The sequence below is a fragment of the Streptomyces sp. NPDC096311 genome (assembly GCF_044763085.1).
GTDB lineage: Bacteria > Actinomycetota > Actinomycetes > Streptomycetales > Streptomycetaceae > Streptomyces.
On record NZ_JBIWFN010000002.1, the window covers coordinates 393,171 to 416,711 of the forward strand.

At 69.5% G+C, this 23,541-nt stretch carries 22 protein-coding genes; 15 read left to right on the forward strand and 7 right to left on the reverse strand.

What is annotated here, in order from left to right; genetic code table 11:
- The first annotated feature begins 21 nt into the window (after window positions 1-21).
- The 4 genes from mmsA (at window position 22) to ACIRA5_RS06420 (ending at window position 6,060) form a co-directional block, all read left to right on the forward strand.
- Complete coding sequence (mmsA, locus tag ACIRA5_RS06405; protein WP_403687891.1) at window positions 22-1,572, forward strand: multiple monosaccharide ABC transporter ATP-binding protein; 1,551 nt, start codon at window positions 22-24, stop codon at window positions 1,570-1,572.
- On the forward strand, window positions 1,569-2,813 hold the full coding sequence (mmsB, locus tag ACIRA5_RS06410; RefSeq protein ID WP_403687894.1) for a multiple monosaccharide ABC transporter permease: 1,245 nt from the start codon (window positions 1,569-1,571) through the stop codon (window positions 2,811-2,813). The genes mmsA and mmsB overlap by 4 nt, the downstream gene beginning before the upstream one ends.
- A gap of 57 nt (window positions 2,814-2,870) precedes the next feature.
- A complete protein-coding gene (locus tag ACIRA5_RS06415; protein ID WP_352045751.1) occupies window positions 2,871-4,019 on the forward strand; it encodes an aldose epimerase family protein in 1,149 nt (382 codons plus the stop codon).
- A gap of 181 nt (window positions 4,020-4,200) precedes the next feature.
- A complete protein-coding gene (locus ACIRA5_RS06420; RefSeq protein ID WP_403687896.1) occupies window positions 4,201-6,060 on the forward strand; it encodes an aminotransferase class I/II-fold pyridoxal phosphate-dependent enzyme in 1,860 nt (619 codons plus the stop codon).
- Between the two features lie 28 nt (window positions 6,061-6,088).
- On the opposite strand, the gene ACIRA5_RS06425 is transcribed toward ACIRA5_RS06420, so the two are convergent.
- Window positions 6,089-6,994 carry an NmrA family NAD(P)-binding protein gene (locus ACIRA5_RS06425; protein ID WP_403687898.1) on the reverse strand — a complete coding sequence of 302 codons (906 nt, stop codon included), beginning with the start codon at window positions 6,992-6,994 and terminating at the stop codon, window positions 6,089-6,091.
- 165 nt (window positions 6,995-7,159) lie between these two features.
- On the opposite strand from ACIRA5_RS06425, the gene ACIRA5_RS06430 reads away from it, so the two are divergent.
- Window positions 7,160-8,428, forward strand: coding sequence for an ABC transporter substrate-binding protein (locus ACIRA5_RS06430; protein ID WP_403687901.1), 1,269 nt, complete (start codon window positions 7,160-7,162; stop codon window positions 8,426-8,428).
- Here ACIRA5_RS06430 and ACIRA5_RS06435 read toward each other — a convergent pair.
- Window positions 8,337-8,885: an ATP-binding protein gene (locus ACIRA5_RS06435; RefSeq protein WP_403687904.1), complete on the reverse strand. Its 549-nt coding sequence runs from the start codon at window positions 8,883-8,885 to the stop codon at window positions 8,337-8,339. The genes ACIRA5_RS06430 and ACIRA5_RS06435 overlap by 92 nt on opposite strands.
- A 128-nt stretch (window positions 8,886-9,013) precedes the next feature.
- Between ACIRA5_RS06435 and ACIRA5_RS06440 the strand changes: the two genes are divergently transcribed.
- The 7 genes from ACIRA5_RS06440 (at window position 9,014) to ACIRA5_RS06470 (ending at window position 13,608) form a co-directional block, all read left to right on the forward strand.
- A complete protein-coding gene (locus ACIRA5_RS06440; RefSeq protein WP_403687907.1) occupies window positions 9,014-9,853 on the forward strand; it encodes a Scr1 family TA system antitoxin-like transcriptional regulator in 840 nt (279 codons plus the stop codon).
- Entirely contained in the window at window positions 9,850-10,101 is a 252-nt protein-coding gene (locus ACIRA5_RS06445; protein WP_403687909.1) for a DUF397 domain-containing protein, read from the forward strand. Before ACIRA5_RS06440 ends, ACIRA5_RS06445 begins: the two co-directional genes overlap by 4 nt.
- Before the next feature lie 70 nt (window positions 10,102-10,171).
- Complete coding sequence (locus ACIRA5_RS06450; RefSeq protein WP_403687911.1) at window positions 10,172-11,089, forward strand: helix-turn-helix domain-containing protein; 918 nt, start codon at window positions 10,172-10,174, stop codon at window positions 11,087-11,089.
- A 120-nt stretch (window positions 11,090-11,209) separates the two neighbouring features.
- The gene (locus tag ACIRA5_RS06455) at window positions 11,210-11,638 is read left to right on the forward strand and encodes an organic hydroperoxide resistance protein (protein ID WP_217565773.1); all 429 of its coding nucleotides are present in this window, start codon (window positions 11,210-11,212) and stop codon (window positions 11,636-11,638) included.
- A 98-nt stretch (window positions 11,639-11,736) separates the two neighbouring features.
- Window positions 11,737-12,510: an intradiol ring-cleavage dioxygenase gene (locus ACIRA5_RS06460; protein WP_403687915.1), complete on the forward strand. Its 774-nt coding sequence runs from the start codon at window positions 11,737-11,739 to the stop codon at window positions 12,508-12,510.
- Window positions 12,511-12,627: 117 nt separating this feature from the next.
- Complete coding sequence (locus ACIRA5_RS06465; RefSeq protein ID WP_159064366.1) at window positions 12,628-12,840, forward strand: hypothetical protein; 213 nt, start codon at window positions 12,628-12,630, stop codon at window positions 12,838-12,840.
- A gap of 27 nt (window positions 12,841-12,867) precedes the next feature.
- Complete coding sequence (locus tag ACIRA5_RS06470) at window positions 12,868-13,608, forward strand: DUF2637 domain-containing protein (RefSeq protein ID WP_403687916.1); 741 nt, start codon at window positions 12,868-12,870, stop codon at window positions 13,606-13,608.
- Between the two features lie 182 nt (window positions 13,609-13,790).
- Here the strand turns inward: ACIRA5_RS06470 and ACIRA5_RS06475 are convergent, their stop codons facing one another.
- Together ACIRA5_RS06475 and ACIRA5_RS06480 are read right to left on the reverse strand one after the other, a co-directional pair.
- On the reverse strand, window positions 13,791-14,183 hold the full coding sequence (locus ACIRA5_RS06475; RefSeq protein WP_403687918.1) for a VOC family protein: 393 nt from the start codon (window positions 14,181-14,183) through the stop codon (window positions 13,791-13,793).
- Window positions 14,184-14,187: 4 nt separating this feature from the next.
- Window positions 14,188-14,700 (reverse strand): DinB family protein, encoded by a 513-nt coding sequence (locus ACIRA5_RS06480; RefSeq protein ID WP_403687920.1) that lies wholly within the window; start codon window positions 14,698-14,700, stop codon window positions 14,188-14,190.
- A gap of 109 nt (window positions 14,701-14,809) precedes the next feature.
- Between ACIRA5_RS06480 and ACIRA5_RS06485 the strand changes: the two genes are divergently transcribed.
- Together ACIRA5_RS06485 and ACIRA5_RS06490 are read left to right on the forward strand one after the other, a co-directional pair.
- Window positions 14,810-15,874, forward strand: a complete 1,065-nt coding sequence (locus ACIRA5_RS06485) for an alpha-hydroxy acid oxidase (protein WP_403687922.1) — start codon at window positions 14,810-14,812, stop codon at window positions 15,872-15,874.
- 171 nt (window positions 15,875-16,045) lie between these two features.
- Window positions 16,046-16,732 (forward strand): DUF4232 domain-containing protein, encoded by a 687-nt coding sequence (locus tag ACIRA5_RS06490; RefSeq protein ID WP_403687924.1) that lies wholly within the window; start codon window positions 16,046-16,048, stop codon window positions 16,730-16,732.
- 21 nt (window positions 16,733-16,753) lie between these two features.
- On the opposite strand, the gene ACIRA5_RS06495 is transcribed toward ACIRA5_RS06490, so the two are convergent.
- The gene (locus ACIRA5_RS06495; protein WP_403687926.1) at window positions 16,754-17,662 is read right to left on the reverse strand and encodes a sulfite exporter TauE/SafE family protein; all 909 of its coding nucleotides are present in this window, start codon (window positions 17,660-17,662) and stop codon (window positions 16,754-16,756) included.
- Between the two features lie 327 nt (window positions 17,663-17,989).
- Between ACIRA5_RS06495 and ACIRA5_RS06500 the strand changes: the two genes are divergently transcribed.
- Complete coding sequence (locus ACIRA5_RS06500; protein WP_403687929.1) at window positions 17,990-20,974, forward strand: beta-galactosidase; 2,985 nt, start codon at window positions 17,990-17,992, stop codon at window positions 20,972-20,974.
- Here ACIRA5_RS06500 and ACIRA5_RS06505 read toward each other — a convergent pair.
- Together ACIRA5_RS06505 and ACIRA5_RS06510 are read right to left on the reverse strand one after the other, a co-directional pair.
- The gene (locus ACIRA5_RS06505) at window positions 20,971-22,476 is read right to left on the reverse strand and encodes an alpha-N-arabinofuranosidase (protein ID WP_403687931.1); all 1,506 of its coding nucleotides are present in this window, start codon (window positions 22,474-22,476) and stop codon (window positions 20,971-20,973) included. The two genes, ACIRA5_RS06500 and ACIRA5_RS06505, sit on opposite strands and share 4 nt — an antisense overlap.
- Window positions 22,477-22,570: 94 nt before the next feature.
- Window positions 22,571-23,539 carry an arabinan endo-1,5-alpha-L-arabinosidase gene (locus tag ACIRA5_RS06510; RefSeq protein ID WP_403687933.1) on the reverse strand — a complete coding sequence of 323 codons (969 nt, stop codon included), beginning with the start codon at window positions 23,537-23,539 and terminating at the stop codon, window positions 22,571-22,573.
- Window positions 23,540-23,541 lie beyond the last annotated feature (2 nt).

A 23,541-nucleotide genomic window follows, 5' to 3' on the forward strand; every position in this document is an offset into this window, starting at 1 on the left:
TAGTGATTGGAAGGCACGACCATGGCGGGACCCGTCCTGGAAATGCGCTCGATCGTCAAGACCTTTCCCGGCGTCAAGGCGCTGTCGGACGTCACACTGACCGTCCAGCAGGGCGAGGTCCATGCCATCTGCGGGGAGAACGGCGCCGGCAAGTCGACCTTGATGAAGGTCCTCTCCGGCGTTCACCCGCACGGGAGTTACGAGGGGGACATCCTCTTCGAGGGAGAGGTCTGCTCGTTCAAGGACATCAGGGCCAGTGAGCACCACGGCATCGTGATCATCCACCAGGAGCTGGCCCTGGTGCCCTATCTCTCCATCGCGGAGAACATCTTCCTCGGCAACGAGCACGCCACCCGCGGGCTCATCAGCTGGACCGAGACACTGCGCCACGCCGCCGAACTGCTGCGGCGGGTCGGGCTCGACGAGAACCCGCAGACCCGCGTCGCCGACATCGGCGTGGGCAAGCAGCAGCTCGTGGAGATCGCGAAGGCGCTGTCGAAGCAGGTGAAGCTGCTCATCCTGGATGAGCCGACGGCCGCCCTGAACGACGAGGACAGCGGCAAACTCCTCGATCTCATCCTGGAGTTGAAGAACCAGGGCATCACCTCGATCATCATCTCCCACAAGCTGAACGAGATCGAGCGGGTCGCGGACTCGGTGACCATCCTGCGCGACGGCCGGACCATCGAGACACTCGACGTGAAAGCCCCGGAGACCACCGAGGACCGGATCATCAGCGGCATGGTGGGCCGCGACCTCGAACACCGCTTCCCGGAGCGGACGCCGCACACGCCGGAGGAGGGCGCCGCGCCCGCCCTGGAGATCCGTGACTGGACCGTGTTCCACCCGATCGACCAGCAGCGCAAGGTGGTCGACGATGTGTCGATCTCCGTGCGGCGCGGCGAGATCGTCGGCATCGCGGGGCTCATGGGCGCCGGACGCACCGAACTGGCGATGAACGTCTTCGGACGCACCTACGGCCGGTACGCGGGCGGCACGGTACTCAAGGACGGCAAGGAGATCCGTACGAAGACCGTGTCCGAAGCGGTCGGACACGGGATCGCGTACGTCACCGAGGACCGCAAGCACTACGGTCTCAACCTCATCGACACCATCAACCGCAACATCACGCTCAGTGCCCTGGGCAAGGTGGCGAAGCGCGGGATCGTCGACGAGCACGAGGAGCGGCAGGTCTCCGAGGGCTACCGCAAGTCCATGAACATCAAGGCGCCGACCGTCTTCGAGCCGGTGGGCAAGCTGTCGGGCGGCAACCAGCAGAAGGTCGTCCTCAGCAAGTGGATCTTCGCGGGCCCCGAGGTGCTGATCCTCGACGAGCCGACCCGCGGGATCGACGTGGGCGCCAAGTTCGAGATCTACACGGTCATCGACAAGCTGGCGGCCGAGGGCAAGGCGGTCGTCTTCATCTCCTCCGAGCTCCCGGAGCTGCTCGGAATGTGCGACCGCATCTACACCATGGCCGCAGGACGGCTGACGGGTGAGTTCTCGCGGGCGGAGGCCTCGCAGGAAACGCTGATGCGCCAGATGACGAAGGACAAAGAGGTAACCCGATGAGCACGGATGTGACCGCCAAGACGCCGGCCCCGGCGCCGCCCGGCAAGAGCGGCTCGGCCACGGGCGAGAGCCTGCTTCAGCTGATGCTGGACGGCATGCGCCGCAACATGCGGCAGTACGGCATGCTGTTCGCCCTCGGTCTGATCGTGGTGCTGTTCGCCGTGTGGACCAACGGCGACCTGCTGCTGCCGCGCAACGTCTCCAACCTGGTGCTGCAGAACAGCTACATCCTGATCCTCGCGATCGGCATGATGCTCGTCATCATCGCGGGCCACATCGACCTGTCGGTCGGCTCACTGACGGCGTTCGTGGGCGCGATGGGCGCCGTGCTGATGGTCAACCACGACATCTCCTGGCCACTCGCCCTGGTGTTGTGCCTGGCGATAGGCGCGGCCGCGGGCGCCGCGCAGGGGTTCTTCATCGCGTATCTCGGCATGCCGTCGTTCATCGTGACCCTGGCGGGCATGCTGACCTTCCGCGGTCTGACCGAGATCTTCCTCAAGGGCCAGACGATCGGCCCGTTCCCGGACGGTCTGCAGAAGGTCGCCAACGGCTTCCTGCCCGAGGTCGGACCCGACACCAACTACCACAACCTCACCCTGCTGCTCGGCATCGGTCTGATCGTGTTCGTGGTGTTCCAGGAGATCCGCGACCGCAAGCGGCAGCAGGAGTTCTCGCTCGACGTGCTGCCGACGAACCTCTTCTACCTCAAGATCGTCGCGCTGGTCGCCGCCGTGCTCACCGTCACCATGCTGCTCGCCAGCTACAAGGGCGCTCCGGTGGTCCTGCTGATCCTCGGCGTCCTTGTCGTCGGCTTCGGCTATCTGATGCGTAACTCGGTCATCGGCCGGCACGTCTACGCGATCGGCGGCAACCTCCCGGCGGCCAAGCTGTCGGGCGTGAAGGACAAGAAGGTCGTCTTCCTGCTCTTCCTGAACATGGGCATGCTCGCGGCCCTGGCGGGTCTGGTCTTCGCCGCCCGCTTCAACGCGGCCTCGCCCAAGGCCGGTCTGAACTTCGAACTGGAGGCGATCGCGGCCTCGTTCATCGGCGGCGCGTCGATGAGCGGCGGCGTGGGCACGGTCCTCGGCGCGATCATCGGTGGTCTCGTCCTGGGCGTGCTGAACAACGGTATGAACCTCGTCGGCATCGGCTCCGACTGGCAGCAGGTCATCAAGGGACTGGTACTGCTGGCCGCGGTCGGCTTCGACGTGTGGAACAAGCGCAAGGTCGGTTCGTAAGTCTCGTCAAGGCCCCCACTCCGGTGGGGGCCTTTCTCTTCCACAGCAGGAGCCGCAATGGAAACGAGCAGACGTACGGTCATCGCCGCGGCCGCGGCCGCGGGACTCGCCGCCGGCACGGTCGGCACCGCCCACGCCAGCACAGGAGGCAGGAAGCCGGTGAAGGAGCTCTTCGGCAAGCTCGCCGACGGCACCAAGGTCTACCGCTGGTCGCTGGAGAACGGCGGCACGCGCCTGAAGGTCATCTCCTACGGCGGCATCGTCCAGTCCCTGGAGATCCCCGACCGGCACGGCCGCTACGCCAACGTCTCCCTCGGCTACGACAACCTCGCCTCGTACGTCGCGGGGACGACGTTCTTCGGGGCGACGATCGGCCGCTACGGCAACCGCATCGCCAAGGGACAGTTCACCCTGGACGGCAAGGCCTACCAGCTCTCCGTCAACGACGGCGTGAACAGCCTGCACGGCGGCGCCAAGGGCTTCAACACCAAGGTGTGGGACATCGAGGGCTTCACCTCGGGCTCCGACGTCGGCCTGCACCTGCACTACACCAGCGTCGACGGCGAGATGGGCTACCCGGGCACGCTGAAGGTGCAGGTGACGTACACCCTCACCAGGCACGGCGACTGGCGCATCGACTACCGGGCCACCACCGACAAGGCCACGGTCGTCAACCTCACCAACCACACGTACTACAACCTCGCCGGTGAGGGCAGCGGCGGCATCTACGACCACGAGCTGCACCTGGCCGCGGGCCGTTTCACGCCCACCGACTCGGGGCTGATCCCCACCGGTGAGCTGGCCAAGGTCGCGGGCACCCCCTTCGACTTCCGCAAGGCCAAGCCGATCGGCCGGGACATCCGCGTCGGGCACCCGCAGCTGGTCACCGCCAAGGGCTTCGACCACAACTGGGTCCTCGACAAGGGCGTCACCGCCAGGCCCGAGCACATCGCGACCCTGCGCGATCCGAAGTCCGGCCGCACCCTGAAGATCGCGACGGACCAGCCGGGCGTGCAGTTCTACTCGGGCAACTTCCTGGACGGCACCCTGGTCGGCCCCTCCGGTCACACCTACCGGCAGGGCGACGGCATGTGCCTGGAGACCCAGCACTTCCCGGACTCGCCGAACCACCCGTCGTTCCCCTCGACGGTGCTGCGACCTGGGCAGACATACCGCACGACGACGGTCCACTCGTTCAGCGCGTGACGTCCGTCTGACATCCGCGTGACATCGGGGCCTCGGTGGCTGACGCCACTGGGGCCCTTTCGGTTGCCTGCCGAAGTCAACCCTTACTCAATCCCCACGAGTTGAACGGCGCCCCCTCCGCATCCGTATGAAGGGGCGGCCCGTGCTCCCCCGCACGGGCCACCCAGAGACCGGAGGTTCCATGGCCGACAACGTCGCCTCGCTGTTCCGCGGTACTGCGGCGCACAGCCCCTCGATGGCTGCGCTGGCTCGCGAGAGCGATGGAGTCGGCCCGATCGACTTCTGCATCCCGTGCAACCCGTACTTCCCCACCCCCGGCATGTTCGACGAACTGGCCGGGCGGTTGCGCGAGATCATCACGTACTACCCGAGCAGCGCCGACACGATCACGGCCGAGCTGTGCGCGCTGCTCCAGCTCCCGCCGAGCTGCGTCGCGATGGGCAACGGTTCCACGGAACTGATCACCTGGATCGACCACCTGCTCGTGCGCGAGTCCCTCGCCATCCCCGTCCCCACCTTCGGCCGCTGGACCGACCAGCCCATGGAGACCGGCAAGCGGGTCGACATGTTCCCGCTCATGGAGTCCAACGGCTTCGCTCTGGACCCGGCCCAGTACATCGAGTTCATCCGCGCCCGCGGCACCCGTGTCGCCGTCATCTGCAACCCGAACAACCCCGACGGCGGCTTCCTCAGCCGCCGTGCGGTCGTCAACTTCATGGACCAGCTCCAGGACCTGGACCTCATCGTCATCGACGAGTCGTTCCTGGAGTTCGCCGACGCCGAGAACGACCCGAGCGTCGTGGAAGAGGCCGTCCTGCGGCCCAACGTCATCGTCCTGCGCAGCCTCGGCAAGAACTTCGGCCTGCACGGCATCCGCTTCGGCTACCTCGTGGCCAACCCCGCGCTCGCGGGCAAGATCCGCTCCATGTTGCCCAAGTGGAACCTCAACTCCTTCGCGGAGACGGTGGTGTTCATGCTCAAGGAGCACGGACAGGAGTACATGGAGAGCCTGCACCTGGTGCGCCGTGACCGCCTCGACATGGCCCGCCAGCTCTCGGCGCTCCCCGGTCTGACGGTCTACCCCTCACAGGGCAACTTCCTCTTCGTACGGCTTCCCGTGGGCGCCGAGGGCACCGTCGTGCGCGACCGGCTGCTGAGCGAGCACCGGATCCTGGTCCGTGAGTGCGGCAACAAGATCGGCTCGTCCAGTCGCTTCCTGAGACTCGTAGTGCGCCCCGAGACGGACGTGCGTCGCCTGGTGTCCGGCATGGAACAGGTGCTCTACGGGGCCAGGAGGGGAGCCGCCGTACCCGAGCTGGGCACAGGGACCAGCTACAGCTCGGGTACGGCGGCGGTGGACCGTCTGATCAGCGAGACGAACGGGGTCGGCATGCCGCTGGCCGCGCAGGCCGCCGCGATGCCGAGCCTGCCGCCCGCCCAGACCTGGCCGGGCCCGGCCCCGGCGCAGGCCCCCACCGGGATGCCGGGCCTGGTCCCCGCCCCGGCCCCGGCCGCCCAGATGATGCCGCAGCAGCCCTCGGCACGCATGCCCGCGCCTGCCCCGCAGCAGCAGCCCATGCCCGCGGTCGCCCAGATGCCAGGCGTCGCACAGATGCCCGGGGTCGCGCAGATGCCCGGGGTGGCCCAGATGCAGCCCGCCCCTCAGATGCAACCGGCCGCCCAGATGATGCCGCAGGCGCCGCCGATGTCCGCGGTCGCTCAGATGGCGCAGATGGCCCAGACGGCACAGGCCCAGGCTCAGGCACAACGACAGCAGGCGCCGATCCCCGCCGTCGCCCAGGCCCCGTCACCGGCGGCCCAGGCGCAGGCACGGTCGATGCAGCCGCCGCAGCAGGCACCGGCGATGCCCGCCATGGCCCCCGCCCCGGCCGCCGGGCTGGGCCAGACCGGCATGCCGGGCCTGCGCAACCGGGGCCTGACCGCCGCCCAGGTACGCGGCCGCACCGAGCCGGAACCGGCACCCGCGCCCCAGCCCACGGGCTGGCCGGCGGCGGGCGCGATGTACAACCAGGTCGGCTAGGGCCTGTCCGACGCGGCGTGCGCGGGGTTCAGCCCGGGTAGAAGTCCCTGCGCTCGGCCACGAACGCCTCGATCGTCCGGGCAGGCACGCCCGTGACGCGTTCGACGTCGTCGGATGTGCGGTCGTAGCGGTTCTCCCGGTGCAGTCGGGCCATGGTGGCGATGTGCTGTTCGGTGTGCGGTGGCAGGCCCACCTTGGCGAGCGTCTCGCTCCGCCACCGGTCCAGCGGCACGTCGACATAGGACACCGGACGTCCCAGCGCCCGTGAGTACTCCTCGGCCATCTCGGTCATGTCGACCGTGCGCGGCCCGGTCAGCTCGTAGACGTGCCCGATGTGCGGGGCCGGGTCGCGGAGCACGGTGGCGATGACCCTGGCGACGTCGTCCACGGCGATCGGCGAGGTGCGTCCGGTGCCGAACGGAAGCGCGATCGTGCCGTTGTCCCGGATCGATCGCGCCGCCAGTGTGGTGAACAGCGGATTGTCCAGGAACACCGTCGGCCGGACGTGCACCACCGGCAGGCCCGACCAGTCGAACACCTGCTCAGACAGCCAGTGCAGCCGTTGCTGGTTCGACTCCCCGGTGCTGGTGGCGGTCATCTGCGACACCGTCATCTGCGACAGATCGACCAGACCGTCCAGCTCCCCGTGCTCGCGCGCCACGCTGGCCACCACGGTCGCCGCCAGCAGCTGGTCCGGCGACACGGGCATCGCGAAGTACATCCGCCCGACACCCTCCAGCGCGGCGGCGACGGTCTCGGGCCGGGTCAGGTCTCCGATGACGACCTCCGCGCCGAGCACACGCAACTCGGCCGCACGCGCGTCGTCGCGGCGGACCATCACCCGCGCGGGCACGTCCCGCGCGCGCAGCTGGTCGAGGACCGTGCGGCCCACGTCACCCGCGTTGGAGACGAGAACAAGATTGCTGGCAACCAACGGTCGATCTCCTTGTGAGTCGTTGACGGCGTGAGTCGTTGACGGCGCCCATGAGATCACCTGTTCCGTCACACCACCGGAACCAAAACGCAACGGCGGCAGCCCTGTGGCCACCGCCCCTCCCGGCCTACGATCAACGCTCTTCGTCCAGGAGGGGTGGGAGCCGTGCGTCGCAGAACCCGGATCATGATGACGATGACGGCCGCGCTGGGCCTCACGGTGGGCGCGAGCGGCTGCGGCACGGACTCCGGGTCGGAGGCGAAGACCACGACCCTCACCGTCGTCGCCACGAACTACGGCGACAGCGTCCACAAGAACTCCATCGGCTTCTGGGACCGCGTCGGCCTCGCCTTCCAGGCCGCCCATCCCGACATCCGGGTGGAGACGAAGGTCTACCCGGCCGACGAGGTCGACGCGAAGGTCGCCGCGCTCGTCAAGCAGGGCAGGGCGCCGGACGTCGTGCAGAGCGACAGCTACGCCGAGTACGCGGCCAAGGGCATGCTCTACCGCGCGGACGAGCTGCTGTCGATCTCCACCCAGGGCAGCTTCGTACCGAGCCTCGCGGAGGCCGGGCAGGTGCGTCGCGTCCAGTACGGCCTGCCGTTCACGGCGAGCACCCGCCTCCTGTACTACAACAAGGACCTCTTCTCCCGGGCGGGCCTCAAGCCCCCCACCACCTGGCAGCAACTGCTCGTGGACGCCCGCGTGTTGAAGGCCATGGGCGTGACGTACCCGATCGCGCTGCCCCTCGGCCCGGAGGAGGCTGAGGCCGAGACCCTGACCTGGCTGCTGGCCGGGGGCGGCGGCTACACCGACAGCAGCGGCAGCTACGCCCTCACCTCCAAGGAGAACGTCTCCACGCTGGAGTGGCTGCGCTCCTCCCTCGTCGCGGAAGGCCTCACGGGCCCGGCCCTCCCCGGCAAGCTCAACCGCGGCGCCGCCCTCCAGGCCTTCATGGACGGCAAGGCGGCCATGGTCAACGCCCCGCTCTCGCTGATGCGCCAGATCGAGGACTCGACCCTGAACGTCCCCTACGGCACCGTCGCACTCCCGAGCCGTACCGGCCGGACCGTGCCGACCATGGGCACGGCCGACTGGACGATCGCCTTCCGCTCGGCCGGCCACCGCGAGGAGACGGGCGAGTTCCTCGACTTCCTCTACGGCGACAAGTACGTCACTCAGCAGGCCGCCGAGTACCAGCTCCTGCCGGTCACCACCGCGGCGAGCGCCGCCATGCGCGACGACAAGCAGTACGGCAAGCTCTGGAACGGCTTGGACGCCCTGGACAACATGGAGCTCTACCCCCTCTCCGAGACCAACTGGTCCCAGGTGGCGGCGTCGATCAGGGCACAGATCGGCACGTCGGTGGCTCCGGGCGGGGATCCGGAGGCGGTGCTGTCGTTGATCGGGAAGGCGACACGCCAGACCTCCTGACCAGGGTCAGCCACCCCGGCAGGTCGACCTCGGCACGGACGGTCTTGCCGGGCGAATCCCGGTCCAGCACCTCCCACCGGTCGGCGAGCGCCTCGACGAGTACGAGGCCCCGACCGCCTTCGTCGAGGGGATGCACGGGCGGTACGTCACCGGGTCCCGGCGGACGCGGCCCACTGCGCGTGTCGGTGACCTCGACGCGGACGCTGCCCGTGACGAGCGACAGCCGCAGCTCGAAGTCCCGGCCGGGTACGCGCCCGTGCGTGACCGCGTTGGCGGCCAGCTCGGCGACGATCACGGCGACGGCGTCGGAGGCGTCCGTGCCGTGCGGGATGCCCCAGGCGTGCAGCTGGTGCAGGGCGAGGTGACGTGCGAGACGGGCGCCGCGCGGGGTGGCACTGAGCCGCTGCGTGAACACACGTACGGTAACCGGGTGTCGGGGGGTGGGTGGTGCGGTCATGGGCCCAATCTGGCGGTGATCACGGCCACTTCACCAGGTCGGCGCCGCGTACGCTGCGGGAGCGTACGCGGTGACGGACTGGACAGTACCGGTCACTGGGCGTGACCATGGGGTGCGGGAGGTGACCCATGGTGGTCGATGGTGCGGTGGGGACGGGTGGCGAGCCCGAGTCGTCGGACAGTCTGCGGACGTTCGGGGCGGTCGTACAGGCCCTGCGGGAGCACGCGGGGCTGAGCCGCGAGGAGTTCGGGGAACGGGTGCGGTTCTCCAAACACACGGTGGCGTCGGTGGAGCTGGGGCGCAGGATGCCGGATCCGACGTTCGTCGAGCGGGCGGAGGAGGTGCTGGGCAACACCGGAGCGTTACGGAAGGCGGCGGGGCATCTGGCGCGGCAGCCGGGGTTGGCGGCGTGGTTCAGGCAGTGGGCGAGGTTGGAGACGACGGCGATCACGGCTTATACGTACGAGTGCCGCATGCTCCCGGGATTGCTTCAAACGGAGGCGTACGCACGGGCGATGTCCGCAGACCAGTTGCCGCCGCTGGACAACGCGCAGATCGAAGAGCGGTGGAGTGCGCGAACGGAGCGACAGCGCCTGATGTGGGAGCGCCCGAACAGCACCTTCGGCTTCATCCTGGAAGAGCACCTGTTTCTCCGGCGCACAGGCGGGGCGGAGATCACGCGAGGGATCATCGATCACGTACTGGAAATCTCCGAGTTGCGGAACGTCGAGATCCAGGTGATGCCGCTGGTGCGGGAGTCGCACTCTGGACTGCACGGTCCCATCCACCTCTCGGAGACCCCTGACAACAGGTGGTACGCCTACAACGAGGGCCAGGAGAGCGGCCAGTTGATCTCCGACTCGAAAGTAGTCAGCGTCCTCCAAAGGCGGTATGCCAGGATGCGTTCACAGGCTCTCACCATCCCGGACTCCGTGAGCCTGTTGCAGCGGATGCGAGGAGCGTTATGAGCACCAGCGAACTGGCGTGGTTCAAGTCGAGCTACAGCAGCAGCGCTTCCGGCGACTGCGTCGAAGTCGCCCTCTCCTGGCACAAGTCCAGCTACAGCGGCGGCTCCGGTGACGACTGCGTGGAGGTCGCCACCTGCCCTTCCACCATCCACGTCCGCGACTCCAAGGACACGGACGGCCCCCATCTCACCCTCTCCCCCACCACCTGGGCCGACTTCCTCAACTACGCCTCCGCCGACCACCGCTGAACCGACGGAGTCACAACGTGTCACTGGGAGGGGCAGGCTACCCACGCCGGACCCGCCCATACTCAAGTCCATGAACAGCAAGGACCAGCTCGGTCGATTCCTCCGTACGCGTCGCGCGCAGCTGCGGCCCTCCGACGTCGGACTCTCGACGTTCGGGGAGCGCCGGCGCGTGCCCGGGCTGCGGCGCGACGAGCTGGCCCAGCTGGCGGGGGTGAGCCAGTCCTACTACACGCGGCTGGAGCAGGGACTGTCCCTCAACGCCTCCGTGGAGGTACTGGACGCGATCGCCCGGGCGCTCCGCCTGGACGAGACCGAACACCGCCACCTGCACGACCTCGCCGGGGTGGCGCGCAAGAGCGACAGGAGTCGGCCCCGCCGCCCCGCACCCGAGCGTGTCTCCGAGGCGACGAGGCAGCTGATCGCCGCCTTCGGGGACACCCCGGTGATCGTGCTCGGCCGCCGGAGCGACGTCCTGGCATGGAACCGCACCGGGCACGCGCTGTTCGCCGGGCATCTCGATCCGGACAGTCCCGAGCAGCCGGCCCGGCGCCCCAACACCGCTCGGCTCGTCTTCCTGGATCCGCACACCCGTGATCTGTACGAGGACTGGCCGCGCAAGGCCAGGGACGCGGTGGGCAAGCTGCGGCTCGCGGTCGGCGAACACCCCGACGATCCGGAACTGGCCGAGCTGATCGGTCACCTGACGATGAAGAGCCGCGAATTCACGTCTTTGTGGTCCGAACACCGCGTTCGTGCCTGGGACATCGCGGAACACCGGATGCGGCATCCGCTGGTCGGCCCGATGGACGTCGCCCAGCAGGCGATGCCGGTCCCGAACGAACCCGGACAGCGCATCGTCGCGGTCACCGCGGCGGCGGGGTCCTCCTCGCAGGCCGCACTGACCCTGCTCGCCCAGGTCACCGCGCCGACCGATGCCGCCCCGCGGACGCGGGCGAGCGCCGACACGGCTTCCGCGTCCCTCCAGTAGCCAGGGGTCCTCACTCCCCCTGTTCGGCATGCCGACGCACGTCCACGGACGCTCACGCATGCCTACTCAAACCTGCCCAAGTCCGGCCACGACCCCGTGGCCCCGCCAGAAGGAGACACCATGCCCACCACCACGCTCTACACCACCGAGGCCCTCTCGACCGGCGACGGCCGCAACGGGGAGGTCCGCAGCCTCGACGGAGTCCTCGACGAGGTCCTCGCCGTGCCGAAGGAGATGGGCGGCCCCGGCGGCGACAGGACCAACCCCGAGCAGCTCTTCGCCGCGGGCTACGCGGCCTGCTTCCACAACGGACTGCGGCTGATCGCGGCCCAGCAGGATGTGAAGGTGCCCGGTTCCACCGTGACGTCGACCGTGAGCCTGCTCAGCAAGGAGGACGGGGGCTTCACCCTGGCCGTGAAGCTGTCGGTCCACCTGCCCGGCGTGGAGCAGGCGACCGCCGACCAGCTCGTACAGACCACGCACCAGGTCTGCCCCTACTCCAACGCCACCCGGGGGAACATCGACGTGACCCTCGAAGCGACCGTCTGAACCGACCCGGTCCACGTGTCTCACAAGGAACTTGACGGCTCATCACTTTGCCGTACTGACAGCTGACCAACAGCATCCGTTCCTAATCTGCCGTGTTCATGACAGACACTTCGGGAGCAGCCCACCCGATCGGGCGCCGCACGGTGCTGATCGCCACCGGCGCCACGGCCGCCACCCTGGCCGTGGGCGCCGCACCGGAAGCCCCCACAACCGACACGGCCAAGACGGTGGATTCGGCCCCCGTCGCCGCGGCGGCCGTCTGCACCCTCACCAAGGAGATGACCGAAGGCCCCTACTACCTGGACGGCGCCCTGGTCCGCGCCGACATCACCGAGAGCAAGCCGGGCGTCCCGCTCAAGCTCGCGCTCACCGTCGTCGACGACGACACCTGCGCCCCGCTCTCCGGCGCCCTCGTGGAGATCTGGCACTGCGACGCGCTGGGCGAGTACTCCGGCTTCGTCGGCAACAACGGCCACAGCGAACCGGACGACGGTTCGTTCCTGCGGGGCGGCGTCCTCACCAACTCCAGTGGCCTCGCGAACCTCACCACGATCTACCCCGGCTGGTACCGGGGCCGCTGCATCCACATCCACCTCAAGGTGCACACGGGAGTCACGCTCACCTCGGACGGCAGCTTCACCGGCGGCCGGGAACTCCACACCGGCCAACTCTTCTTCGATGAAACGATCACCACGGCGGTGGCCAGGATCTCCCCGTACTCCACGAACACGGTCACCCGCACCACCCTCGCCCAGGACTCGGTCTACGACGACGGGGGCGCCTCGTCCGGCCTCCTCACCCTGACGGCCCTGGGCAGCACGGCCGCGTCGGGCTACACGGGCACGCTGACGGTCGGCGTCGAAACGAGCTGACGTCCGCCCCCGCGGATCCCCGCAACGGGCCCCGCCGGAAACCGGCGGGGCCCTCCCCTCGATAACACCACGATCATCTCTATGGATCTATGGATCTATGGACGCACATTCCCCTGAATGCCCGAATGCCTTACGCCCTATGGCGCTCGTTATTCAGCCGTGACGACGAAAGATATGCACGGAAACGACTGGCTTGATATCGCCGACGGGAGGGCACGTCTGGAGCACTGCGCGGATCTGCTCGAGGAGTTCCTCAAGGCCATGACCCGCATGGAAAGCGAATACCTGCGGGCCACATGGGACGGACACACCGCAGATGGATCCCTCTGAGCCAGGGCACGAAGGAGCCGCAGACAGATGGACTGGACTCAGGATGATCCCACCCTCCGCGACATTCAGCTCGATCCGCGAGCCGCCGCCTACGATCCGTTGAACCCGCAGTTCACCGGCGCCGATCCGCTCGGGACGCAACACCTCTGGCACGTCCCCGAGCCCGCGATCGCACCGGACATGTGGGATCCGGACGAAGAGCTGGCGCAGATGCTGTACACGACGTCGAGCGTGACGCCCCCCGCTCCGGCCCCGCCGCACAGCCACGCCCAGCCGCGCCGCCCGGTCAGCCGGCGCAGGCCCCGGCCGGGCTTTCAGGCCATTGCCGCGAAACACAGGATCATCACGGTTGTATTCCTGGTCGTAATGATCATTGTCTCCGCAGTGATGATGTTGGGATGGTCCGTCTCTTATTCATACAACCAGCTGCGTGGCATTTCTTTACTGGTCGTGTCAGCAAAGTTGGCACGATGGTGGCCGCTGACGGTGTATGGCCCGTGGCTCGTGGCGGGTCTGTCCATTCTTCGGGCATCCGTTCAGCACCGGAGCGCCAGACGGTCCTGGACCGTGATGCTGATCGCCTCCGGCACGGCGGTCGCCCTCTGCGTCGGCCAGTCCCCGCGTTCCCTGCTGGCGATGGTCGTCGTCGGAATCCCCCCCATCACCGCCCTGATCTGCTTCCGGGAACTCGTCGGCCAGATCTCGCCCCAGCACGGACCCCGGCACGCCTGTCAGAGCGTGAAGCGGCCCAAGCAGCCAAGATCGTGATCGTCACAGCCACCCCCCGCCGGCACGACGCTCACCGCGGAGGTCCGGGGAAGACCACCCGCAGTCGTTGAACTTTTCCGTTCTGCCGGAACATGAGCCAGGCGAGAGTCGGCGGACAGGGCTTGGGGGGCGCCGACGGGTGCCGTTGAACGGGGTGACGCGCGCGTAGCGCCGGCGCGGGCTCAGCCCAGCTTCCCGCGCTCCACGCAGAATTCGTTGCCCTCGGGGTCGGTGAGGGTGACCCAGCCCCCGCCGTCCGGGCGGGTGTGGTCGGCGACCTGGCGGGCGCCGAGGGAGAGGGCGCGGGCGACCTCCTGGGCGCGGGTGCGGCCCTGCGGCTGAAGGTCGAAGTGGATGCGGTTCTTGGCCGACTTGCCCTCGGGGACCCGCACGAAGAGCAGCGTCGGGCCGCCGGACGGGTCGCGCAGCAGCGCTTCGGGGTCGCCCGGCTTGTCGTCCTCGTCCAGCGGACGGCCGAGCAACTCGCTCCAGAACAGGCCGAGATCGTACGGATCACCGGTGCAGTCGAAGGTGAGGGTGCGGATGGTCGGGTTCAGCCCCGTCGACTCGCCCATGGCTTCAGGCTCCCTTCTCGCCGTCGACCAGTTCCCTGACGATGTCCAGGTGGCCGTTGTGCCGAGCGGTCTCCTCGATCAGGTGGAGCACGATCCAGCGCAGGTCCGTGTACCGGCCGTCGCGGAACGGACGCTTGGCCCTGGTGTCCAGGTCGTGCTCGGCGACCAGAAGCCGGTACCGGGCGCTCTGCTCCTCGTACTCGTCGAGGAGTTGGGGCAACGGCACCTCGACGGCGATCCGCATCTCCGGATCGGGGTCCTCCTCCGTCGCGGCCGCGATCGGCCCGTCGTCCTCCTCACCGAGGAACATCACGTGGAACCAGTAGTGCTCGACCCAGCGCAGATGGCTGATCAGCCCGCACAGCGTCATCAGCGGGGATCCGGGGAGCGGGGCCTGCCGCGCGCCCTCCGGCGAGACCCCCTCGCACTTGGCGCGGGCGGTGGCACGGGCGTAGTCGAGGAAGGTGGCCAGCTGGGTGCGTTCGTCCCAGGCGGTGGGTGTGTCGGTTCGCGTCATAGGGGTGCAGCATCACGGTCCCGCCCCTCGGTGTCGAGCGAATTAGACCGCCGAGGCGGGTGCCTGGGGCACCCTTGCTTCGTCGTACCGTACGACGAAGGGATGTCAGGTGACAGACATCGGTCGCTGGATGGACGGTCTTCAGGAGCGGGCCGCCGAGGTGCTGCCGGAGGACGTCTACGCGTATTTCCGGCGCGGCACCGGTCGCGGCATGAGCGTCGCGGAGGCGACCTCGGCCTGGGACCAGTTCCGCTTCCGGGCACGGCTGTTGCGGGACGTCTCGACGTGCGACGCCTCTACGACCGTACTCGGCACGCCCGTTCGTACCCCCGTGCTCGTCGCGCCCAGCACCCTGCAGCGCAAGGCCCACCCGGACGGGGAGGCCGCCACCGCGCGGGGCGTCGCGGCGGCGGGATCACTGCTGGCGGTGACCTCGAACACCGCGGTGCCGTTCGCGGACCTGGTGCCGAGCCGCGCGCCGTGGTGGGTGCAGGTGTACGTGGCCCGGGACCCCGTACTGACCATCGAGACGCTGGAGCGGGCCCTCGCCGCCGGGGCGCGGGCGGTCGTACTGACCGCCGACACACCGGTCAACGGGTCGCGGGGCAAACGTGGCACGCAGGTCGACGACTTCATCGGACCGGAGGACCTGTACGGCAACGTCACCGGGGTTCCCTCGCCCGAGGCGGCCGAGCGCGCACCCGATCTGACCCTCGACGTCATCGGCTGGCTGCGCGAACGGGCCCGCGGCCTCCCCATCGTCGTCAAGGGCGTGCTGCGCGGCGACGACGCCCGGGAACTGGTGGCCGCGGGGGCGTCCGGCCTCATCGTGTCGAACCACGGCGGACGGCAACTGGACGGGCTGGTGCCCACCGCCTGGGCCCTGCCGGAGGTCGTCGACGCGGTGGCGGGCACCGGTGCCGAGGTCTACGCCGACGGCGGGCTGCGCCGCGGCACCCACATCCTCGCCGCCCTCGCCCTCGGTGCCCGTGCCGTGTTCATCGGGCGGCCCGTCCTGTGGGCGCTGACCGTCCGCGGCGCCGCCGGTGTGACCCGCCTGATCGACGACCTCACCGACGAACTCGTCGAGGCGATGAGCCTGACCGGCACACCGAGCGTGCTCGAACTGACCCGCGACCTCCTGTGGGCGGCTCCCCGGCCGCCGCTCGATTGACCGAACGTGCGGGCCGTCGGCGGTCGAGCTGTCCCGAAATGCACAGTGCGACCTGCTGTGTCACCGTCATGTCACAGACAGCCCGGCAGGTGAACCCCGGAAGCCGATGACGCGCTCTGAAGCGACGAGTGTCGGTGAGAGACCGGCGCCTGAACCACTTCGGGGGACTTCATGTACGGCATCGGTATCCGCAGAGTCGCGACGGCGATGGTGACCGCGTCGGCGGCCACCCTGCTCATGACCGCGTGTCAGCCGGGCGAGAGCCCGACGGGGGCGGGCTCTTCGCCGTCGGGCGCTCCGGTCAAGCCGGCGGCGTCCACTTCCCGCTCCACTTCCAGCACCACCTCCCCCTCCACACCCTCCACATCCGCCACGTCCGGCTCCCCGACGCACACCGCGGCGCCGTCCACCGGTGCGAAGGCCTGCGGCCTGTCGGATCTCAAGGCGTCCATGTACCAGGCCGCGGTGCGGCCGGACGGTACCGGGACCGGCGCGGCGATCGTCGAGTTCACCAACGTGTCCGGCACGGCGTGCACCGTCCAGGGGTATCCGACCGTGGCGGGGGCGGGCAACGGTTCCCCCGAGAAGAACCGTCCGCTCAAGGTGACCACGACCGGGGGCGCGTCCACGGTGAAGATCGCGGCGGGCGGGAAGGCGTGGACGAAGCTGACGTTCACGCAGGTCCAGGGTGAGGCCGACGGCTACTGCACGTCCGGAACCACGCCCGCGAGCTACCCGACGCTGGTGGTCGGTGTCCCGAGGGCCGGGGCGCACCAGGTCGCGCTGACGGACGGTGTCATCGCCGAGTGCGACGACAAGGTGACGGTCACCGCCCTCTCGGCGGCCAAGCCCTCCTGACCCACCCGCCCCGCCCGTTCCTCACACCGCGACCGGCTGCCGGTCCTCCGTCACGGTCTCCTCCGTCCGCTCCCTCCGGTACGCGCGGATCGAGTACGTCAGGGCCCCGGCCCACAGCGCGTACAGGAGGGCGTAGACGAGGGCGCCGACGGTCCCCGACGCGTGGACCCAGTCGCTCTTCAGGAGCGTACGGACGTTGGTGACGACGATGACGCCGCCGACCGCGGAGCCCAGCACGCGCGGCGGCACCAGGCGGACCAGCCAGGCGGCGACGGGCGCGGCGACCAGGCCGCCGAGGAGGAAGGCGAGGACCCAGGTCCAGTTCAGCCCCTGGGAGCCGAGGGAGAAGAGGAAGCCGAGGCTGGCGGCGACCGCCACCAGGAACTCGCTCGTGTCGATGGAGCCGATCACCTTGCGCGGCTCCATCCGGCCGCTGGCCAGCAGAGCGGGCGTGCCGACCGGGCCCCAGCCGCCCCCGCCGGTCGCGTCGAGGAATCCGGCGACCAGGCCCAGCGGGGCCAGGAACCGCTTGCGCAGGGGCTTGCCCAGTTGGCCCTTGGGCATGCCGCGGAAGGTGAAGCGGGACATCACATACAGGCCGAGGGCGAGCAGGATCAGGGACATGACCGGAGCCGCGACCTCCGTCGAGAGATTCGACAAGGCCGTCGCGCCGAGGAAGGACCCGACCGCGCCCGGCACGCCGATCTTCGCGACCACCTTCCAGTCCACGTTCCCGAAGCGCCAGTGGGAGGCGCCGGACATCAGTGTGGTGCCGATCTCGGAGAGGTGGACCGTGGCCGACGCCGCGGCCGGGTTGGTGCCCATGGCGAGCAGCAGCGTGGTCGAGGTGACGCCGTAGGCCATGCCCAGGCTGCCGTCGACCAGCTGGGCGCCCAGGCCCGCGAGGGCGAGCAGTATCAGCGTGCGCATGGGGTCCGTTCCGTCGTCCCTGCTCTCCCACCGGTCCGGCAGGAATGAACGGGACGTGACGGTAGGCGCCGAAGCTGAGGAGAGCCTGAGGGCGGCATGAGGAACGCGATGTCCGCCGGGTGGCCCCCTGTGCCGCCGGTACCGCGTCATCCGCGTGATCCGCCCGCGCCGAGATCCTCATACAGCCCTCGTGAGGCGCACCGCTGTGGACAATGGCCGCACCCTCCCCCGATTTCTCGGTTTCGCTCGAAGGCTTCGCTCGAAGGTTTCGCTCGAAGGTTTCGCTCGAACAGGGGGACCCCCACCGCTGTCCTCGAAAGGCCCCGCATGGTGTTGAGCAGACGTACCTTCAGCGCACTCGCCGGCACCACCGCGCTCGGCCTCACGCTCAGCGGGAGCGACGGCGCCTTCGCCCGCGCGAGCGCCCCCACCGGCCCGGCACCGGAGCCGCCCGGCGCCGACGGCACCCGCCACACCGTGGGCTTCGACACGTACTCGATGCTGGTCGACGGCAGGCGCGTCGTCCTGTGGTCCGGCGAGGTCCACCCCTTCCGGCTGCCGAGCCCCTCCCTCTGGCGGGATGTCCTGGAGAAGCTGCGCGCCCACGGCTACAACACCATCAGCGTCTACGTCTCCTGGAACTACCACTCCCCCGCGCCCGGACAGTACGACTTCACCGGCGTCCGCGACCTCGACCTGTTCCTGCGCACGGCCGCCGAGACCGGCCTGTACGTGATCCTGCGGCCCGGCCCGTACATCAACGCCGAGGTCGACGCGGGCGGCTTCCCCGGCTGGCTGACCGCCACCCGGGGCACCGCCCGCACCTCCGACCCGACCTATCTGTCGTACGCCGACGAGTGGCTGACCGCGGTGAACCGGATCGCGGTCCGGCACCTCTACACCCACGGCGGCGGCACGATCGTCCTCTACCAACTGGAGAACGAGTACGCGAACAACGTCACCAGCCCCCGCGGGCTCGACTACATGGCCCATCTCTACGCCAAGGTCCGCGCCGACGGCATCGACGTGCCGCTCTTCCACAACGACAAGGGGCGCAACGGGTACTGGGCGCCAGGAACGTTCGACACGGGCGGCGAGAGGGGCCGCTATCTGTACGGCTTCGACGGCTACCCCTCGCCCCTCGCGCCGCCACCCGACTGGGGCTACTACGGCATCGGCGGCACGAAGGGCGGCTCGACGGCGAGTCCCGAAACCCCTGGGCTGCTGGCCGAGTTCGGGGGCGGCTGGTTCGACCCGTGGGGCGGGGTGGAGTTCGACGGGAAGGGGTACGCGGAGTCGGCGCGGACGCGGGACGCGGCATACGAGCGGCGTTTCTACCTCACCAACCTCGCCAACGGCATCAAGGTCCACAACGTCTACATGACGTTCGGGGGGACCTCCTGGGGCTGGCTGCCCGCGCCGGTCGTCTACACCTCGTACGACTACGGCGCCGCCCTCGACGAGGCCCGCAGACCCACCCCCAAGCTGGTCCCCATGCACCAGCTCGGGCACCTCCTGCACTCGGTGCCCGACCTGGCCAAACTGGACCGGGCGGCCGACATCCACGTCGGCGCGCGTGGCGGCACGTCGGGGGCGGACGCCGGGATCACGGCGTACCACCTGGTCAACCCGGACACCAAGGCGCACTTCCACATCCTGCGCAACGACCGGGCCGACGACGTCCTCGCCGCCGTCCCCCTCGACGGAGTGAACGATCCGCTACCGGTGCCGGTCCCCGGCCTCGACGCCCGGCTGCTCGCCACCGGTCTCCTTCTCGGGCGGCGGACGTTGAGGTACTCCAGCGCCCAGCCGATGCTGTGGCTCACCGCCGGACGGCAGGACATCGCCGTGTTCACGGGGCGCAAGGGAGAGGCGACACAGACGGCCGTCGAGTGCGCGAGCGAGCCCACGGTCACCGTGCTGGAGGGGAAGGCCGGCCACGCGTACACGTCCGGCGCGCTGCGCGTCGACGCCCGACTCGGCGGCCTGACCAGGGTGCTGGTGGAGGGCGGCGGCACGGACGCCCCCCTCCTCCTGCTGCTCGCCGACGACGAGACGTCCGTACGACTGTGGCGCTACGACACCCCGTCGGGGCCCGTGCTCGCCTACGGCCCGGCGCTCCTGCGCACCGTCGCCCTGCGCGACACCGCCGTCCATCTCACCGGGGACACCGTCGAGGCGGCCGAGCTGGAGGTGTGGGGGCCGCGCGGGATGAGTGAAGTGGTGTGGAACCAGAGCACGTTGACGGTCCGGGCGACCACCTCCGGGAGTCTGCGGGCCGAGCAGCGGTTGCCGGGGGTCGCGGCCGTTCGCCTTCCCGCGCTGGGCGACTGGCGCTTCCACGCCGAGAACCCCGAGTCGGACGCCGAGTTCGACGACTCCGCCTGGAAGATCGCGGACAGGACCTCCTCGTACAGCACCACCCCCGTACCGGCCGGGCAGCCCGTCCTCTTCGCCGACGACTACGGCTTCCACTACGGAGACGTCTGGTACCGGGGGCGCTTCACGGACGCGGGCGCCGCCGGGTCGGTGTCCCTCTCGTACGTCACGGGCACACAGGGGCTGCTGATGGCGTGGCTGGACGGGAAGCCGCTCGGCACGCACCGGATGCCGGTGCCGGACAAGTCGACGGTCCGCCAGGGCACGTGGTCCGCCACGGCCACCTTCCCCGTGCGGTACGGGAGCGGACCGCACGTCCTCTCCGTCCTCGTCCGCCGGATGCAGCACGACATGGACGGCGCGGCGAAGGACACGCACAAGGCCGCACGAGGCCTCACGGCGGTGACGTTCGCCGGGGCGAGCCCGGCCGTCACCTGGCGGATCCAGGGTGAGGCGGCACCCGACCCGGTGCGCGGACCCCTCAACCACGGCGGGCTGCACGGGGAACGGCAGGGCTGGCATCTGCCGGAGTTCGCCGACGGCGGCTGGAAGGCCGCGGAATTCCCGCGGGCGGCGCGCGGGCAGGGAGTCGCCTGGTACCGCACCGGGTTCCGGCTCGCGATCGACCCGGGCGTGGACGCCTCGATCGGGCTCACCCTCACCGACGACCCGGCCCGCGCCTACCGCGTCCAGATCTTCCTGAACGGCTGGAACATGGGCCAGTACATCAACGACGTCGGCCCCCAGCACACCTTCGTCCTGCCAGGCGGCGTCCTGCGCACCCGGGGCGCCAACACCCTGGCTCTCGCCGTACTGTCCGACGGCACCACCCCGGCCGGTCCCGGCGAGGTGAAGCTGACCCTGATGGGCAGCGCGGCCGGAGGCGTACCGGTGACCCCGGTGGACTCCCCCGGCCGCGCGCATGCCCGTTAGCCGAGCCGGATCACGTTCCAGGACAGCGGTTCCAGGACGGCGGTCAGGGTGCCGTCGTCCTGGAGGGTGGTGCCCTCGACGGGGTGCGGGGTGACCCGTTCCTGGTCCTCAAGGGTGTTGCGGGCGTCGGGGTCCGCGTCGGCGACCGCGCTGTGCTCGACGACCGTCGTCACCCCCAGCCGGTTCAGGGCGACTTCGAGCGGCAGCGGCTCGGTCTGGCTGCGGTTGACCGCGAAGACGGTGACCGAGCCGTCCTCGGCGCGCACGGCGGTGGCGTGCAACAGGTCGACCTCCCCGTACTTCTTCGTCTCGTACGTCGGCGACACCGCGCGGACGTCGAGGACCTCCCCGCGCCCGTACTTCGCCGCCTGCGCGAACGGGAAGAACGTCGTCTGCCGCCAGGCCGCGCCGCCCGGCTCCGTCATGATCGGCGCGATGACGTTGACGAGCTGGGCGAGACAGGCGACGGTCACCCGGTCCGCGTGCCGCAGCAGCGCGATCAGCAGGGAGCCGAAGACGACCGCGTCCGTGACGCTGTAGACGTCCTCCAGGATGCGCGGGGCCTCCTGCCAGTCCTCGACCGGATGCGGGTTCGGCCGGCTCTGGTACCAGACGTTCCACTCGTCGAAGGAGAGGTTGATCTTCTTCTTCGACTTCAGCCGGGCGCCGACGTGGTCACAGGTCGCCACCACGTTCTCGATGAAGGACTCGGTGTCGACGGCGGAGGCGAGGAAGGAGTCGCGGTCGCCGTCGGTCTCCTCGTAGTAGGCGTGCAGGGAGATGTAGTCGACGAGGTCGTACGTCTCCGCCAGCACGGTCGCCTCCCACGCGGCGAACGTCTCCATGTTCTGCCCCGACGATCCGCACGCGACGAGTTCGAGGTCCGGCTCGATCTGGCGCATCGCGCGGGCGGTCTCGGCGGCGAGACGGCCGTACTCCTCCGCCGTCTTGTGGCCGGTCTGCCAGGGCCCGTCCATCTCGTTGCCCAGACACCACAGGCCGATGCCGAACGGCTCCTTGTCACCGTGCGCCACCCGCAGGTCCGAACGGGCCGTCCCGCCGGGGTGGTTGGCGTACTCCTGGAGCTCCAGGGCCTCGGCGACCCCGCGCGTGCCGAGGTTGATCGCCATCATCGGCTCGGCCTGGGGGCCGATCTTCCTCAGGAAGGCGATGTACTCGGACAGGCCGAAGCGGTTGGTCTCGGTGGAGCGCCAGGCGAGGTCGAGGCGGCGGGGCCGTTCCTCCGCGGGGCCCACGCCGTCCTCCCAGTTGTAGGCGGAGACGAAGTTGCCGCCGGGGTAGCGGATGGCGGTGACGCCCAGTTCGCGGACCAGGTCCAGTACGTCGGTGCGGAGGCCTTCGGCGTCGGCGGAGGGGTGGCCGGGTTCGTAGATGCCGGTGTAGACGCAGCGGCCGAGGTGTTCGACGAAGGATCCGAAGAGGCGGGGGTTGACCTCGCCGATGGTGAAGGCGGGGTCGAGGGCGAAGCGGGCGGTACGCATGTTTTCCTTTCGAGTGCGCCGTTGGTGGGGGGTGGCTCGTGTGGTGGGGGCGAGTGCGGGTCGTTCTGGGCTGGTCGCGCAGTTCCCCGCGCCCCTAACGCAAGCTCGGCCAGCCGTCTGCGTTCCAGTTCAGCCTGTTCAGGCCCAGCTTGGGTGTGCCGTTGTCGTCCGCGTCGTAGTAGTGGTACGCCAGCCAGTCCTGGCCTCGGTCGCGGAAGACCGACTCGCCTCCGGTGCCGACGTACCTGCCGTGTCCGGCCAGGAACAGGTCGCCGCCGCCCTCCAGCATCGGCTTGCCCGTGCTGTCCGTGTAGGGGCCGGTCACCGTCGTCGACCTGCCTACCCGGATCTTGTAGGTGGAGTTCACTCCCGCGCAGCACGCGTCGTAGGAGGCAAAGAGGTAGTAGTAGCGGCCGTGTTCGACGATGTACGGGCCCTCGACCGCGTACGGGGCGTCCGGGCGGGTGGCCAGGTGCTCCACGGGTGCGTCCGCGCTCGCCTTGCCGGTGCTCGGGTCCAGTTCGACCATGCGGATGCCCGTCCAGTACGAGCCGAACGCCATCCACAGCTTGCCGTCGGCCCGGATCACCGCCGGGTCGATGGCGTTCCAGGCGTCGGTGGTCTGCGAGGTGAAGGCCGGACCGTGGTCGGTCCAGGTGCCGGGCATGCCCGTCTTCGACGTGGCCACGCCGATCGCCGAGTGGTTGGTGCCCCAGGAGGAGACGGCGTAGTAGAGCCAGTAGCGGCCGTCCCGGTAGGAGAGGTCGGGGGCCCAGGGGTCGGCGGTGGAGTTGTAGTCGTACCACCAACTCGGGGGCGTGGTGAAGGCGTTGCCCGCGTCGTCCCAGTGGTGGAGGTCGGTGGAGAGGCGGGCTCCGATGACGCCGCCGGTGGAGTAGGCGACGTAGCGGCCGTTTTTGAGGTGGGTGACCGTGGGGTCGTGGATGATCTGCTGGCCGGTGAGCGGGAGGGGGTCGGGGTAGGTGACGTCGGCCGACGCGGTGGCCGGGAGCAGGGCGATGGTGGCCGCGGCGAGCAGCGCGGCGAGTCTGAAGCGCTTCAACT